Below are 14,335 nucleotides of genomic sequence, written 5' to 3'. Positions count from 1 at the left end.
AGCGCCTTTTGACTTGAATAGGCCGGCTTACGCGGTGTTACCTTAGGCATGAGCCGCGCGTTGCGAATTCTCGTTGCTGCCGCCGTCTTGCTTGGCGGCACCGTATCGCTTTTCGCCGCGGAGAACGCGCAGCTGACGCGCGGCACCGCGATCACCGATCCCGATCTGCTCCGCAAACTCGACCAGAACGATTCGCTCACGATCTCGCACCTGTTGTGGCCGGAGCGGAGCGCGAACTTTCCGCTGACAACCGATTTGCTGTTCTCGTCGCTGTCTCAGCTCAAGGAGATTCCGCCGGCGATCGACGCGGAGTTCGACCGCTACATCGTGCAGCAGAAAGCGGCATATCCGACCGAGACCATCGGCGTCGGCGAAGGCTTTGACGTGCAGCTGTTCGATCGGGCCAATCTGAAATCCCCCGACACCCGCTTCGTGCTGGCCGGCATCGTCAACCGCATGGACCGGGCCTACGTCTCGGAGGAGTCCTGCGGCGAAATCCGGCTGATCTACCGTCTCGCGCGTTTCGAGACCACGTCCGACGGTGGCAAGACCGCAACGCGCCTGCCGATGACGTTCAATCTGGTGATGAAGGCACGCGATGCGCGCCAGACCGATGCGAACGGCAAGCCTGTCACCTGCGCCGAGGTCGCGCGGCGCTGGCTCGACAATGGCGACTGGCAGGGGCTGATCGGCGGCGGCATCTCCCTTTCCGACGCCATGCTCGATCGCATCGAGACCAATATCCAGATCTCGATCGCGCCGAAATCGGCACTGCACGATTTCCGCTCCGACTATCTGCTCAAGGTGTTCAAGTATAACGCCGCGACGAAGACGTTCGAGGAATCGACGCTGGAGAACCAGATCGACCGCGACCGGATCGTTACGGACGACGCGCTTCGACGTGACCTCAAGGCCTGGCTGCTTGCGCCGGAAAATCTCCGCGAGTTCGATCGCGGCACGGTACTGATCCCCGAGAAATTCCTGGCCAAGGCGGCGGTGGTGCCGACGGCCGCGGGCCTTGACGCTTCGCCGTTGCAGCCGGAGTTCGGCATGGTGCAAGGGGAGGACAGGGACAACAACAAGGGCGAGCCGGTCTTCACCGACAACGACGTGGTCGGCGCGCTGAAGCAGGCGGCGGCGCGTGGCATCGACATGCAGAACATCCGCTCCATCGCAGGCTTCCAGCGCCGCCTCAACGACGTCACCTGCGCCGGCTGCCACCAGACCCGCGGCATCGGCGGCTTCCACTTCCCGGGCGTCGACTGGCTTGCGGACAAGCCGTCGAATTCCACCATCGTGCCGGCCTCGCCGCACTTCTTCGGCGACCAGGTTCGCCGCCGCGACATCCTGACCGCATTCGCCGCGGGCAAACGCCCTGATTTTTCACGCGGATTTGCCAGCCGGCCGCAGACCCGCGGCAGCCAGGAGCTTGCCGGCACCGAATATCAGGACGGCTGGGGCGCCCATTGTTCCCTGCAAAATGCGGGATCGGGAACGTCGGACAGGAGTTTTACGTCATGGAGCTGTGCTAAAGGTCTCACCTGTCAGGCTGCCGCGGCATCGAGCCGCATCGGCATGTGCTTCATCAAGACGCGTTAGCGCGTGATCCGAAAAAGTGTGTAGCGGTTTTTTTGAAAAGATCACGCGCCAGATAAAACCGGCAACCGATTTGGATGACCCATGACGGATACCAGCGACGCCGACAAGGAGCGCAATCGCGAGATCGCGCGCAATGAGGAAGCCAAGCAGGTCACCGGCAGCATCCGCGTCAGCACCTGGGCGGTCGCGGTGGTCGTGATCGTCGGCGGGATTCTGTTCACGCTTGGTTGGCTGGCGCTGAAGGGTTAGTGTGAGCGCCCTCACTTCGCGTAATTCGTCATCCGCTGTCCCGGTAGCAGCTCATAGGCCGATTTCCAGCCGGGCAGCGCGGCCATGCGGCCGAGCCAGGCGTGAATAGCAGGGTGGCTCGCCGCGAAATCAAAACCGTGCTCGTCGCTCGGATAGTGCAGATAGGCCATCATCGAGATGTCGGCGACCGTCAGCTTTGCACCGATCGCGAAGGCATTGTGCTGGAGATGTCCGTCGAGAATGCCGAGAAAGTCCTCAAGCCGCCGGCGAAAGTGCTTCAGCACCTGCGGGTCGTTTTTCTCAGTGAACGCCCGCATGAAGCGATAGGTCGCCATGTAGCCGGTGAGTTTGTGGTTGTCCCAGAACAGCCAGCGCAGCAGCTCGAACTTCTCGTCCTCGGTCTCGGCGCCGAAACGGCCGTACTGCTCGGCAAGCTTCAGCAGCAAGGGCGCGGTCTGGGTCATCTTCACGCCGTCGACCTCGAGCACGGGAATCTCGCTCATCGCGTTCACGGCCTTGCGCCATTCCGCCGTGCGCGTGACGCCGCCGCCGAAATCGGTCCACACCGGCTCGAACCTCTCGCCGCAAAGCGTCAACATCAACGCCAGCTTGTAGCTGTTGCCGGATTCCGGGAAGTAGTGCAGGCGGTAGTTGGGCATGAGGGCCTCACGAGACGCGATGTTGTCGTGAGTTTATAGCGAGATCATCCCGCGCCGTCATTGCGAGCGCAGCGAAGCAATCCAGCAATGCATTCGCTCCGCTCGCAATGACGTGGTTGCGGCGGCGCGCCGCCTAGCTAGCCTACCGCTCCGGAGCCTCGCAGCTGCTTGATCGCCTTCTCGTCGTATCCCGCCCCGCGCAAAATCTCGTCACTGTGCTCGCCGACGGCGGGCGGCTTGCGCGGCTGCACCTTCTTGGCGCCGTCGATCCAGATCGGGCTGGAGATGGTGAGCATGGTGTCGTTCTCGAACGGCACCAGCACCTCGTTATCGAGCATCTGCTTGTCGTTGGGGATGTCGTCGAGAATACCGACGATGCCGAACACGAGGCCGTTGCCGTCGAGGATCTTGCGCCACTCGGCGAGGTCCCTGGTCGCAAACGTCTCGTCGAAGATCTTGATCAGCTCGACCGAGCGGGCATGGCGGTCAGCTTTGGTGGCGAAGCGCGGATCGGTGATCAGGTCTTCGCGGCCCAGACATTTGGCCAGCGTCGGGAACTGCTTCTCCTCGCTCAGCAGCGACAGGATCAGCCAGCGGCCGTCCTTGCACTGGTAGTGATTGGCGACAGCATTCAGTGCGCGCTCGCGCGGGCGTCTCTCAGCGAACTCGGCGCCGCAGAGCTTTGCCTGCGCCAGCACGCTCGCCGCCCACACGCCGTTGGCCATCAGGTTGGAGGCGACATGCGAGCCCTTGCCGGTCCTCTCGCGCTGATACAGCGCGGTGACGATGGCGCCATAGAACGCCATGGCGCAGGGATGGTCGCCCATGCCGGCGACCGAGCGAGCCGGCGTCGTGTGGGGGTCGGCGCGGACGAGGTCCATCAGGCCGGAGCGCGCCCAATAGGCGTTGCTGTCGAAGCCGAGCTTGTTGGCCTCTTCGCCCTTCTCGCCATAGCCGGTGAAGGAGGCGTAGATCAGCCGGTCGTTGAGATGGGCGAGGTGGTCATAGGTGATGCCGAGCTTGGCGCGCACCGGCGGCGGCATGTTGGTGATGAAGACGTCGGCCTCTTCGACCAGCTTGTAGAGCACGGCCTGCGCCTCCGGTTTGGAGAGGTCGAGCGCGATGCTCTTCTTGTTGCGGGCTTCCAGCAGCCAGGCGAAATTGTGCTCGCTGGTCGGATAGCCCGGAATGTTGGGCAGATTGCGGTAAGGGTCGCCGGCGCCGGGCGGTTCGATCTTGATGACGTCGGCGCCGAAATCCGACAGCACGGTCGCGGCCGCGGGCGCTGCGATGAAGCTCGCGCAGTCCAGAACCTTGAGCCCTGCAAAAATGCCCTTTTCCATCGCGGCGTAGCTCCCTCGCTCTTGTTGTTTCCCGCGCGCTGGAATTGGCTCGGGCCGAGTCATGGCAGCATTAGACCGATGTTTCGGCGGGATGCAACGGCGCCAGGCGCAGGGCTTCACTCCTCCCCCGCAAGCAGCGCGGCATTACCGCCGGCTGCCGCGGTGTTGATCGTCACGGTTTGCTCGGTCGCAAAGCGCGCGAGATAATGCGGGCCGCCCGCTTTCGGGCCGGTTCCGGACAGCCCGTTGCCGCCGAATGGCTGCACGCCGACCACGGCGCCGATCATGTTGCGGTTGACATAGATGTTGCCGACCTGCACGCGATCGATGATCGCCTCGATGGTGTCGTCGATCCGGGAGTGAACGCCGAGCGTGAGTCCATAGCCGCTGCGCTCGATCGCTTGCAGGACGCGGTCGAGGTTTTCCGCGCGATAGCGCACGACGTGCAGGATCGGGCCGAACACCTCCTCGGTGAGCTGGCCGGCGTCCTTGAGCTCGAAAATGTGCGGGGCGACGAAGCAGCCGTCGGGCACAGTGCCGGCAAAGTGCAGCCGCGCCTCGCTCTTCATCCTCGTGATATGCGCATCGAGGCGCTGCTTGGCCTCGGCGTCGATCACCGGCCCGACATGGGTCGCGACATCGCTCGCGTCGCCGATCTTCAATTCTCGCGCGGCTCCCGCGATCATCTCGATGATGCGGTCGGCGACATCCTCCTGCACGAACAGCAGCCGCAGCGCCGAGCAGCGCTGGCCGGCGGAGCGGAAGGCCGAGGTGACGACGTCGTCGGCGACCTGCTCGGGCAGCGCGGTCGCATCCGCGATCATGGTGTTGATGCCGCCGGTCTCCGCGATCAGCGGCACGATCGGCCCGTCCTTGGCGGCGAGCGTCCGGTTGATCAGGCGGGCGACCTCGGTCGAGCCGGTGAAGACGACGCCGGCGATGTCGGCATGCGCGGTCAGCACGGCGCCGATGCGGCCGTCGCCGGTGACGAGATGCAGCGCGCTCCTGGGAATGCCGGCCTCGTGCAGCAGGGCTACGGCCTCGCGGGCGATGCGCGGCGTCTGCTCGGCGGGTTTTGCGACGACGCTGTTGCCGGCCATCAACGCCGCCGTGACCTGGCCCAGGAAGATCGCCAGCGGGAAATTCCAGGGCGAGATCGCGACGAAGGCGCCGCGCCCGCGCATCGCGAGCGCGTTGCTCTCGCCGGTCGGGCCCGGCATGGCGGCATCAACGCCGAACAGCTTTCGGCCCTGTGCGGCATAATAGCGGCAGAAGTCGGCGGCTTCGCGCAGCTCCGACAGCGCATCGTCCAGCGTCTTGCCGCCCTCGGCTTGCAGCAGCGCGATGAAATGGGCGCTCCGGCTCTCCAGAAGATGCGCGGCCTGCTCCAGTGTGGCCGCGCGCGTGGCCGCCGGCGTTCGGCTCCAGGCGGCAAAACCGGCGCGCGCAGCAGTCACCGCCGCATTAGCCTGACCCGTCGTTGCATCCGCGATCGGCTTGGGGCCGGCTGCCTCGGCCTTCACGTCTGCCAGCAACCGGTCGAGCGCGGCGCGCGCGCCGAATTCGACGCCGCGCGAATTGCGCCGCTCCGGCGCGAACAGATCGCCCGGCAACGGAATTCTGGGATGGGCCGCCGCTTGCGGCCGGACGATGGCATCCGCCGGACGCTGCAACAGCGCGATAACCGGCACGCGATAGTCGGCCGCCTGCGCCACGAACGACGAGTTGGCGCCGTTCTCCAGCAGCCGCCGCACCAAATAGGCGAGCAGGTCGCGATGGCTGCCGACCGGCGCATAGGTACGATAGGCGATGTCGGGGTGATCCTTGGCGAGCTGTTCGTAAAGTGCTTCGCCCATGCCGTGCAGGCGCTGGAATTCGAAGCCGCCGCCATCTTGCGCAAGCTCCAGCACGGTCGCGACCGTCAGCGCGTTGTGGGTGGCGAATTGCGGGAAGATGCGCGGCCGAAGGGCCAACAGCCTCTGCGCGCAGGCGACGTAGTTCAGATCCGTCATCGCCTTGCGCGTGAACACGGGATAGCCGTCCAGCCCGCGCTCCTGCGCGCGCTTGATCTCGGTGTCCCAATAGGCGCCCTTGACCAGTCGCACCATCAGCTTGCGGTCATGCGCGCGCGCCAGCGCGTCGACATAGTCGATCACGGCGCTGGCGCGCTTCTGATAGGCCTGGATCGCCAGGCCAAAGCCGTCCCAGCCGCTGAGCGAGGGATCGGCGAGCGTTGCCGCAATTACGTCGAGCGACAGCTCCAGCCGGTCCGCTTCCTCGGCGTCGACGGTGAAGTTCAGATCATGGGCCTTGGCGCGCTGCGCCAGGTCCAGCAGTTGCGGCACCAGTTCGGCCATCACGCGCGCGCGGCTGATCGCCTCGAAGCGCGGATGCAGCGCTGACAGTTTGACCGAGATGCCGGGCCGGTCGGGCAGGGGATGGCTGCCGGCCGCCTTGCCGATGGTCTCGATCGCACTGGCATAGGCGTCGAAATAGCGCCTGGCATCCGCCGCGGTGCGCGCGCCTTCGCCGAGCATGTCGAAGGAGTAGCGCGGCCTCTCACCGGATCGTGGACGGCCCCGCTCCAGCGCCTGCTCGATGGTCTCCCCCAGCACGAAATGATTGCCCATCAGCCGCATCGCCTGGCGCGTGGCGGTGCGCACCGCCGGCGCGCCCAGCCGCTTCACCAGCCGGCCGATGGTGCCGTCGGGCGTCTCGCCGGGCTGGATAACCCGCGCCGAGAGGCCGAGCGCCCAGGCCGAGGCGTTGACCAGGAAGGCGGTGGACTTGGTCTCGTGGTGGATGAAGTCGCCCTCGCCGAGCTTGTCCTCGATGAACTGGTCGGCGGTGCGCGCGTCGGGCACGCGGAGTAGCGCCTCGGCCAGCACCATCAGGGCGAGCCCCTCCTTGGTCGAAAGAGCGAACTCCCGCAGCATGTCCTCGACCCCGCCAAGACCACCTGCAAGCCGGTCGTCGCGCTTGCGGATCGCCTCGATCAGCCGCGTCGCGGTGCGGTCGATCCGCGCCTCCTGCGGCGGGCTGAGATGCGAAGCGGGCAAGAGCCGCGCGGCAATCTCGGCATCGTCGGGCGCGTAGGGGGCGGTGAAAGGCGGCGGGATGTTCGGCATGGCGTGTCCTGTGGGTCAAATTCAGGATAAGGCCCGCTAGACCGTAGTTCGATAGACAAATTAGCTATTTTGCCTTAGAAAATGAAGATCATTTGTGTAGTGGCCATACAAAATATGGAACTCGATCGAATCGACCGGAAGATCCTCTCAATTCTGCAGCAGGACGGGCGCATCGCCAATGTCGAGCTCGCCGAGCGCATCGGGCTGTCGCCGACCTCGGTCGGAGAGCGCCTGAAGCGGTTGCAGCGAGAGGGCTTTGTCGAAGGCTACGGCGCGCGGCTCAACCCGCACCGGCTCGGCCTCGGGCTTCTGGTGTTCGTCGAGGTGCTGCTCGACAAGACCACGCCGGACAATTTCGAGCGCTTCGCGCGCGCGGTGAAACTCGCACCCGAGGTGCTGGAGTGTCACATGGTTGCAGGCGGCTTCGACTATCTTGTGAAGGCGCGGCTTGCGGACATGACCGCCTATCGACGCTTCCTCGGCGAGACGTTGCTGTCGATGCCGGGCGTGCGCGAGACGCGAACCTATGCGGTGATGGAAGAGATCAAGCGCGACGCACCATTGCCGGTGGACTAACGAAGGACCGTCGCGATTGTCATTGCTGTGGCGTTGAACGAGCGGTCTTCGCGGGAAAATAGCTCTCCGTGTGCAGTCGCAACGCCTGTCGTCGAATGCACTGGCCGTCTTCTAAAATTATTTTGGCCCGGCTCCCGGACAGATCCGGGAGGCAGCAAAGGCTGCCGGGCTTATACTTTGAGGTTCTCTGCGGAGGTCTTGCCCCGGTTTGCGATCTCTTCGTATTCCACCGTCTGTCCTTCGTTCAGGGACGACAGACCGGCTTTCTGCACTGCCGAGATATGCACGAACACATCCTTGCCGCCCGACGCAGGCTGGATAAATCCATAACCCTTCGTCGGGTTGAACCACTTGACCGTACCTTTAGCCATCACGTCTTCTCCGCGGGTCTTCCTCCGAGATCTCGAACGCCAGTCCCCGCCAACCGGCCGGTTCGGTCCTAACAGGATACGCGGAATGTGGCCGGCTTGGTAGCTCAAACCATATCGGCATTTCGCCGAATTCCGCTCAACTTCGCAGCGTTTTTGCCGATTTTGCCCGTTTCGCGGTCAATTGATCGGCACGCCGCGCGCCATCCGTCAATAAGTCGCGGCCAGATAATCGACGATCTTGCCGACATCGGCATCGTCGATCGGGGCGCCATAGACCTTGATCATCTTGGTCACCTCGGCCTGCCAAAAACCCTTCTTGTCCTTCATCGGCGGCTGCGTGTTGACGTAATCGGCAGAGTGGCAGGCGCTGCAATTGCCTTGCACGACCTCGAGATTGGGTCCCGGCTTGAAAGCGGCGACCTCGTCGGGCGTCTTGTAGTTGAGCGGCGCTGCAAGTGCCGAACCCACCATTGCGGCGACGGCAAGTGAGATGGCGAGGAGAACGGTGCGCTGCATGATCATTCTCCCTCAGGCCACGGTCACGCGGACGGTTTCGACGACGTTGCGCAGATAACCCGCCGGGTTCCAGCGTGGCGCATCCGGCTGGGTCTCGCCGCCATTGCCGGTGGCGCGCACCTTGAGCTCGTGGGCGCCCGCCGCGAGCCTCACCGGCAGCTTCCATTCACGGAATGAGTATTTGCCGAGATCCTTGCCGAGCTTGGCACTGACCCAGGTCTTGCCGCCGTCGGTGGAAACCTGGACGTCCTTGATGCCCTTGCCGCCGTCGAAGGCGATGCCGCGCAGCGTCGTGCCGCCGGCCTTCAGCTTGGCGCCGTCGGGAACGCTGGTGATGAAGGATCGGATGGTGAAGCGGTTGATCGGGATCGTCGCCTTCGGCGCGGTGCCTGGCTCGACCGCATTGTTCGGCGTGTCCGGAATGCGATAGGCCGACTTCATCCAGAAGCCGTCATAGACATTGTCGATGACGGTGATCTCGTTGAGGTGCTTGACCCAGTAGGTGCCGTAATAGCCGGGCACGATCAGGCGCAGCGGAAAGCCGTTGAGGAACGGCAGGTCCTCGCCGTTCATGCCATAGGCCAGCATCACCTCGCCGTCGGTGGCGTGATCGAGATCGAGCGCCTTGACGAAATCGGGCGTCTTGTCGCTGACGGGGCCGTCCATGCCGTTGAAGGTGACCTGCTTGGCGCCGCTCTGCACGCCCGCCATTTCCAGCACGGTCTTCAGCGGCACGCCGCGCCAGCGCGCATTGCCCATCGCCCCATTGGCGAGCTGGCCGCCGGCGACACGCGGCTCGGAGAAGCCGCGGCTGTTGCCGGAGCACTGGTTGACGGCGACGATCTCGGTCGCCTTCATCTTCCTGATGTCCTTGAGCGACAGCTTGAGCGGCTTGTCGACCTTGCCCCTGACCTCGAGCGTGAACTTGTCGGGATCGAGATTGTAGGGCAGGTCCGAGAGGTGGTAGCGCACGAAGAACGCGTTATTCGGCGTGATCGGACCGTCGTTGAAGATCGCGAACGGCGTCTCGAGCTGCGGCGGTCGGCTGGTCAGGCCGATCATCGGCCGCTTCTGCGGATATTTCACCAGCGGCCGTTCGCCATTGGCGAAGGGGAGCGTGACGGTGTCGAGTGCCAGCGCCTTGGTGGAATTCAGTGTGGCCGCCATAGCGGCAAGGCCCGCTCCTTTGAGCAGGTCGCGTCGATCGAACATTCTCGTCTCCTCCCGGAGCTTTCGTTGGACAGCGGTCATCACCGCGATCCCGCGCTCATCTGTCGCAACGATTGAGATGAAGTCAATTCGTGCTTTCGCAGCAGGCCCATGCCGCTGCGTTGCAGCAAGCCGGTGTTACGCGGCGACGCGCGTGCCGCTATCGACCAGTGCCGACAGCTGCCTCGTGTCCGCGACCACGCGCACGGCCAGGGGCTCGTCGCGGCCGCGGATCGCGACCTCCTGCTGCGGCAGCGCATCGTCGGCAAGGCCCGCGGTACGGCGGACCTCCTCCGAGACGATCGCTTCGCAGGCCAGCGTCTTGGTCATGTCCTGGAGCCGGGCAGCGACGTTGACGGCATCACCGAGCGCGGTGAAGACGATGTGATCGCGATAACCGATGTCGCCGATGATGACCTCGCCGCCGTGAATGCCGATGCCGAAGCGGATCGGCTGGCGGAGATCGTGGCTCAGGAGCTCGTTGAGCTCGTCGATATGCGTGGCGATGTCGGCGGCAGCCTTCAGCGCTTGCCGGCAGGCGGTTTCCGGATCGGCTGACAGCCCGAACAGCGCCAGCATGCCGTCGCCGACGAACTGGTTCGGCTGGCCGCCATTCTCGATCACGGCTCGCGATACGGCGCCGAGGAAACGGTTGACGATGAAAACGGTGTCGAACGGCAGCCGCTTCTCGGCAAGCTGCGTCGAACCGCGCATGTCCACGAACAGGCTGACGAGGTAGCGCTCTTGGCCGATTCTGGCCGATGTCGAGGCCTGCCCGTCCGCCGAATGGGTGTGGGGCGTGAAGAGCTGAAAGAAGGAGAGGTCGGAGTCCGGCCGCAGCTGGCAGGCAAGCCGGATCGAGGGATCGGCGGTGCCGACGCGCGCGAGCACGAAGGCCTCGCGCTGCGACGGCTCGGGCAGGGCGGCATGATCGCCGATGATGCGGATGCGGCAGGTCGAGCAGCGGGCGCGGCCGCCGCAGACGCTGGCATGCGGCACATTGTGGCGCAGGCTCGCCTCCAGCACGGAGAGGCCCTTCGGCACGCGCACCGTCTTGCCGTTGCCGTAGGACAGCGCGATCATGCCGCGGCGCCGTTCGCGCAAGGCGCGCACGCCGCGCGCCGCCAGCGCCAGTCCGAGCAGGCCGACATAGCCGATGGTGAGGCCGCCGGTGATGCGGTCGAGCGTCGCGGCTTCCGCGGTCGAGCCGAGCTGGCGGCGGGTGAGATTGTGCGTGCGCCATTCGCCGTCGTCGACCTCGATCTGGACGCTGCGTCCGCCCTGGTAGACGCCGAGCAGCGACAGCGTCGGAATCAGCACGGCGGCGGCGAGCAGATAGGGCGCGGCGCGCGCGAAGAACGGCTTCAGGCGGAGCCAGAAATAGATGCCGATGCAGCCATGGACCCAGGCGATGATCAGCAGGATCGTCATGGTCCAGATCCGGTTCGACGCGACGAAGAACAGATAGAGTTCCTGCGGATAGAGCTTCTGGTGTCCGTACAGCGTGTAGCCGAGCCGGACGCCGATCACATGGGCCATGACGAGGGCGGGGATGCTCAAGCCCAGCACGAGCTGGAGCGGCTCGATCGTCCGCCAGCGGAACTGGCGGCGCTGATACAGCGCGTAGATGCCGAGCCCCATATGCGTGAGCGCGGCCGTATAGAACACGATCGCGACGGGGAGGAATCGCCAGAACGCCGTGTGATAGTAGACCCCGATCTCCATGGCATCGACCGAGATGTTGCCGAGCGCATGGTTGAGGAAATGGCTCACCACGTAGCAGAACAGGATGACGCCGCAGACCAGCCGAACCTGCCGCATGCTGGTCGCGCGGGAAAGTTCGGACAATCGTGAGGATGCGGTGGCCATGATTCGGTTGTATCAGTTCATGAAGGAGAACAGCCAGCGTAGCGTTTAATTCCAGGGGCGGACAGCTGGCCTGATCACATGCGCGGCAAGGTTACCAAACCGTAGGGTGGGCAAAGGCGCGCGCCACACCCACCGCTGTCATCCCGGACAAGTGGCGCGCCGATCCGGGATCCATAGCCACAGGGAGGCGTTTGACGAAGACTCGTGGTTACCAGCTCGCGCCACGACTCCTCCCTGTGGCTATGGATCCCGGGCTCGCGACCATGTCGCGCCCCGGGACGACAGCGGTATGCGCGGCTGCCCGCATTGACTCCCCCTCCCAGGTTGGCGAAAAGCGCGGCCGTGACGACAGCCCCCGATATCACCGAGCCCCCAGCCGGCGCCGCGCGCCGTCCCCTCCTCGTGGCCGTGCTCGTCATCGCCGCGATGACGCTGCTGCGCATCGTCTACGCCTCCGCCATCGAGCTGCGTACCGACGAGGCCTATTACTGGACCTGGTCGAAGGAGGGAGCGCTCAGCTTCCTCGATCATCCCCCCATGATCGCCTGGTTCATCCGTTTTGGCACCGCGATCTTCGGCGACACCGTGCTCGGCGTCCGCTTCGGCGGCATCGTCGCGATGCTGGTGACGCAGCTGCTGCTCGCCGACATTGTCCGCCGCCTCACCCATGATGCGCGCGCCATCATGTTCGCGGTGCTGATGCCGGAGGCCGCGCTCTATTATGGCCTGCTGATGGCCAAGGTCGCGCCGGACGTTGCCATGATCCCGTTTGCGGTGGCGATGATATGGTCGCTGGTGCGGCTCGCGCAGGGCGGCGACGGACGCTGGTGGCTGGCGGCGGGCCTGTTCGCCGGACTGTCGATGCTGTCGAAGTTCACCGCGATCATGTTCGCGCCGGCGGTCGCCGCGTTTCTGCTGGTGCCGGATTGGCGCTGGCGCTGGCTGCGCAGTCCTTACCCCTATCTCGCGGTGCTGATCGCGATTGCCGTATTCTCCCCGGTGCTGATCTGGAACGCGCAGCACGACTGGGCCTCGTTCCGTTTCCAGGGTGTGCGGGCCACCGCCAATTACGGCATCTCGCTGCGCACCATCGGCGACTACATCGGCCTGCAATTCGGCCTGGTCGGCTTCGTCATGCTGCCTGTCGTGCTGTCAGGCCTCGTGATGTCGGCGTGGCGCGGCTATCGCACGCGCGAGCCGGTCGCGATCCTGCTGTCGACCGCGGTGCTGGTGCCCTTCCTCTATTTCTTGTTCAAGTCGACGACACTCAGGGTCGGCGACACCTGGCCGATGTTCATGTGGCCGGTCGGCTTTGCCGCCGCCGCGGTCAACCTCGTCATGCTGTCGCGCGAGCGCTGGTCGGCGCGGATGATCCGGTCGAGCATTTTCTGGCTCAACACGGCGGTCGTCACGGGGATCGCCTTCGTTGTCATCGTATTCTTGTACTACGTCGCCTCGCCCTGGAATCTCCTCGGCAAGATCGATCCGGTCGGCGCCGAGGCGGGCTACGATCAGGTCGCGGCGCGTGCGCAGGCCGCGCTCGACGAGACCGGCGCGACCTGGATCGCGACCATGGACTATCGCACCTACGCGATGATGCGCTGGCTGTTCAGGGGCCGCGTGCCCGTCATCGAGATCAACGAACGCGGCCGCTTCCAGGATTTTCGCGATCCAGGCATGGATCGGATCAGCGGGCATGCGGGCATCTATGTCGGGCGTGAGCCGGACAATCGCGCACCGGTGTGGGGGAATATCCCCGCCAAGCGCGAGCAGCTCGGCCAGGTTGAGCGCCGCTGGCGCGGCATTCTGACGGACACCTATGTGATTGAGAAGCTCACCGGCTGGACGCCGGAGCTCTCGCCGCCAGCGGATTCACCGCTGTTTCAATGGCGGGTGCTGGCGGGGGAATTCGAGAAGCGTACGCTCGCCTAGCGAGGCACCCTTCTTCCCTTCTCCCCTTGTGGGGTCCCAAAAGGCAAACGAGGCCACGCGTTGAGGCGGCCTAGCGTGGCATGAGAACAACATACCAACGGAAATCTGAGTGATCGCTTAGCTGCAACCAGCGTTTTTCCCGACATTCACAGGCCGCCATCCCAGATTACCACCCGCTCAAGCATCTAAGCCATTAAGCTGGAGCTATCCTGACGAAACATATTTTCTCTTATTGATATTATCTGCGGGGATAGGACATGTTTGATGTCTATCGCAATGGCAAGCGGGACTTCCTCGTCGTCAGCAACGGCTCTCCGATGCCCGCGCTCTACTCTTCCAACAAATGGCGCAAGAGCAGAGCGAGAGTTCTCAAGGTCAGCGACGAGATCAGGGCAGCCGTCCAGGAACGAGGTTATTATCTTGGCAGCGTGCGGGTGACCAAGAAGGGCCTGATCCACACCGAGTGCACCGTTGCCGACACGACACCGGGCAATCTCTGAACGTCCGGCCGACTAGGCCGCCAACCGCGCCAGCCCGGCCTCAATCACGACGATGTCTTCCTCGATCTGCCGGATCGTACTCGTGCAGTCGATCCCGGTACATGCATCGAGATCTGCGACAAGTTTGCGGCGCTGTGTCCGAAGCTCATCAAGAGCTGCTTGGTCCCTGAGAGAAACGTAGCCCTCCACGATCAGCTCAATTGCACCTGCCACCATCAAACTCCCCAAGCCTTGTTAGCCCCGTCAGGGCACTCCCCGACCAAGTGAGGATCGAGCGTGCCAATTGGCTGTACGATTCAATCCCGCGCACTGAGTTCTTCCAGAACAACGCGCCTCCGCAGCTCGTGTGCAGCAGCGGTCAAACGAGACCCTGCGATCAGCCCG

At 64.5% G+C, this 14,335-nt stretch carries 13 protein-coding genes; 5 read left to right on the top strand and 8 right to left on the bottom strand.

Going from position 1 to position 14,335, the window contains the following annotated elements; all coding sequences use genetic code 11:
• Nucleotides 1-48: 48 nt before the first annotated feature.
• Both ACKWRH_RS37560 and ACKWRH_RS37555 read left to right on the top strand, forming a co-directional pair.
• Nucleotides 49-1,599: a hypothetical protein gene (locus ACKWRH_RS37560; protein WP_445217649.1), complete on the top strand. Its 1,551-nt coding sequence runs from the start codon at nt 49-51 to the stop codon at nt 1,597-1,599.
• Nucleotides 1,600-1,680: 81 nt separating this feature from the next.
• Nucleotides 1,681-1,848, top strand: coding sequence for a hypothetical protein (locus ACKWRH_RS37555; RefSeq protein WP_445217648.1), 168 nt, complete (start codon nt 1,681-1,683; stop codon nt 1,846-1,848).
• 11 nt (nt 1,849-1,859) lie between these two features.
• On the opposite strand, the gene ACKWRH_RS37550 is transcribed toward ACKWRH_RS37555, so the two are convergent.
• The 3 genes from ACKWRH_RS37550 to putA form a co-directional block, all read right to left on the bottom strand.
• Entirely contained in the window at nt 1,860-2,507 is a 648-nt protein-coding gene (locus ACKWRH_RS37550; protein ID WP_445217647.1) for a glutathione S-transferase family protein, read from the bottom strand.
• Nucleotides 2,508-2,644: 137 nt separating this feature from the next.
• Nucleotides 2,645-3,850: a CaiB/BaiF CoA transferase family protein gene (locus ACKWRH_RS37545; protein WP_445217646.1), complete on the bottom strand. Its 1,206-nt coding sequence runs from the start codon at nt 3,848-3,850 to the stop codon at nt 2,645-2,647.
• 116 nt (nt 3,851-3,966) lie between these two features.
• Nucleotides 3,967-6,978 (bottom strand): bifunctional proline dehydrogenase/L-glutamate gamma-semialdehyde dehydrogenase PutA, encoded by a 3,012-nt coding sequence (gene putA / locus ACKWRH_RS37540; RefSeq protein ID WP_445217645.1) that lies wholly within the window; start codon nt 6,976-6,978, stop codon nt 3,967-3,969.
• Between the two features lie 114 nt (nt 6,979-7,092).
• On the opposite strand from putA, the gene ACKWRH_RS37535 reads away from it, so the two are divergent.
• Nucleotides 7,093-7,554 carry an Lrp/AsnC ligand binding domain-containing protein gene (locus ACKWRH_RS37535; RefSeq protein WP_038954741.1) on the top strand — a complete coding sequence of 154 codons (462 nt, stop codon included), beginning with the start codon at nt 7,093-7,095 and terminating at the stop codon, nt 7,552-7,554.
• 170 nt (nt 7,555-7,724) lie between these two features.
• Here ACKWRH_RS37535 and ACKWRH_RS37530 read toward each other — a convergent pair whose 3' ends face one another.
• From ACKWRH_RS37530 to ACKWRH_RS37515, 4 genes are all read right to left on the bottom strand, one after another.
• Nucleotides 7,725-7,925, bottom strand: a complete 201-nt coding sequence (locus tag ACKWRH_RS37530) for a cold-shock protein (protein ID WP_008134691.1) — start codon at nt 7,923-7,925, stop codon at nt 7,725-7,727.
• A 207-nt stretch (nt 7,926-8,132) separates the two neighbouring features.
• Nucleotides 8,133-8,441: a SorB family sulfite dehydrogenase c-type cytochrome subunit gene (gene sorB, locus ACKWRH_RS37525; protein ID WP_071917135.1), complete on the bottom strand. Its 309-nt coding sequence runs from the start codon at nt 8,439-8,441 to the stop codon at nt 8,133-8,135.
• A gap of 12 nt (nt 8,442-8,453) precedes the next feature.
• Nucleotides 8,454-9,653, bottom strand: coding sequence for a SorA family sulfite dehydrogenase catalytic subunit (gene sorA, locus ACKWRH_RS37520; protein ID WP_445217644.1), 1,200 nt, complete (start codon nt 9,651-9,653; stop codon nt 8,454-8,456).
• Nucleotides 9,654-9,788: 135 nt separating this feature from the next.
• Complete coding sequence (locus ACKWRH_RS37515; RefSeq protein ID WP_445217643.1) at nt 9,789-11,519, bottom strand: adenylate/guanylate cyclase domain-containing protein; 1,731 nt, start codon at nt 11,517-11,519, stop codon at nt 9,789-9,791.
• A 426-nt stretch (nt 11,520-11,945) separates the two neighbouring features.
• Here ACKWRH_RS37515 and ACKWRH_RS37510 point away from each other — a divergent pair, with 426 nt between their 5' ends.
• The gene (locus ACKWRH_RS37510; RefSeq protein WP_445222548.1) at nt 11,946-13,451 is read left to right on the top strand and encodes a glycosyltransferase family 39 protein; all 1,506 of its coding nucleotides are present in this window, start codon (nt 11,946-11,948) and stop codon (nt 13,449-13,451) included.
• Nucleotides 13,452-13,708: 257 nt separating this feature from the next.
• The gene (locus ACKWRH_RS37505; RefSeq protein ID WP_445217642.1) at nt 13,709-13,951 is read left to right on the top strand and encodes a hypothetical protein; all 243 of its coding nucleotides are present in this window, start codon (nt 13,709-13,711) and stop codon (nt 13,949-13,951) included.
• Nucleotides 13,952-13,963: 12 nt separating this feature from the next.
• On the opposite strand, the gene ACKWRH_RS37500 is transcribed toward ACKWRH_RS37505, so the two are convergent.
• Complete coding sequence (locus ACKWRH_RS37500) at nt 13,964-14,164, bottom strand: hypothetical protein (protein ID WP_212452275.1); 201 nt, start codon at nt 14,162-14,164, stop codon at nt 13,964-13,966.
• Between the last annotated feature and the right edge of the window lie 171 nt (nt 14,165-14,335).

Source organism: Bradyrhizobium sp. Pa8 (assembly GCF_052588265.1).
The sequence above is the reverse complement of the archived record's forward strand: the minus strand, read 5'-3'. Positions and strand labels throughout refer to the sequence as shown.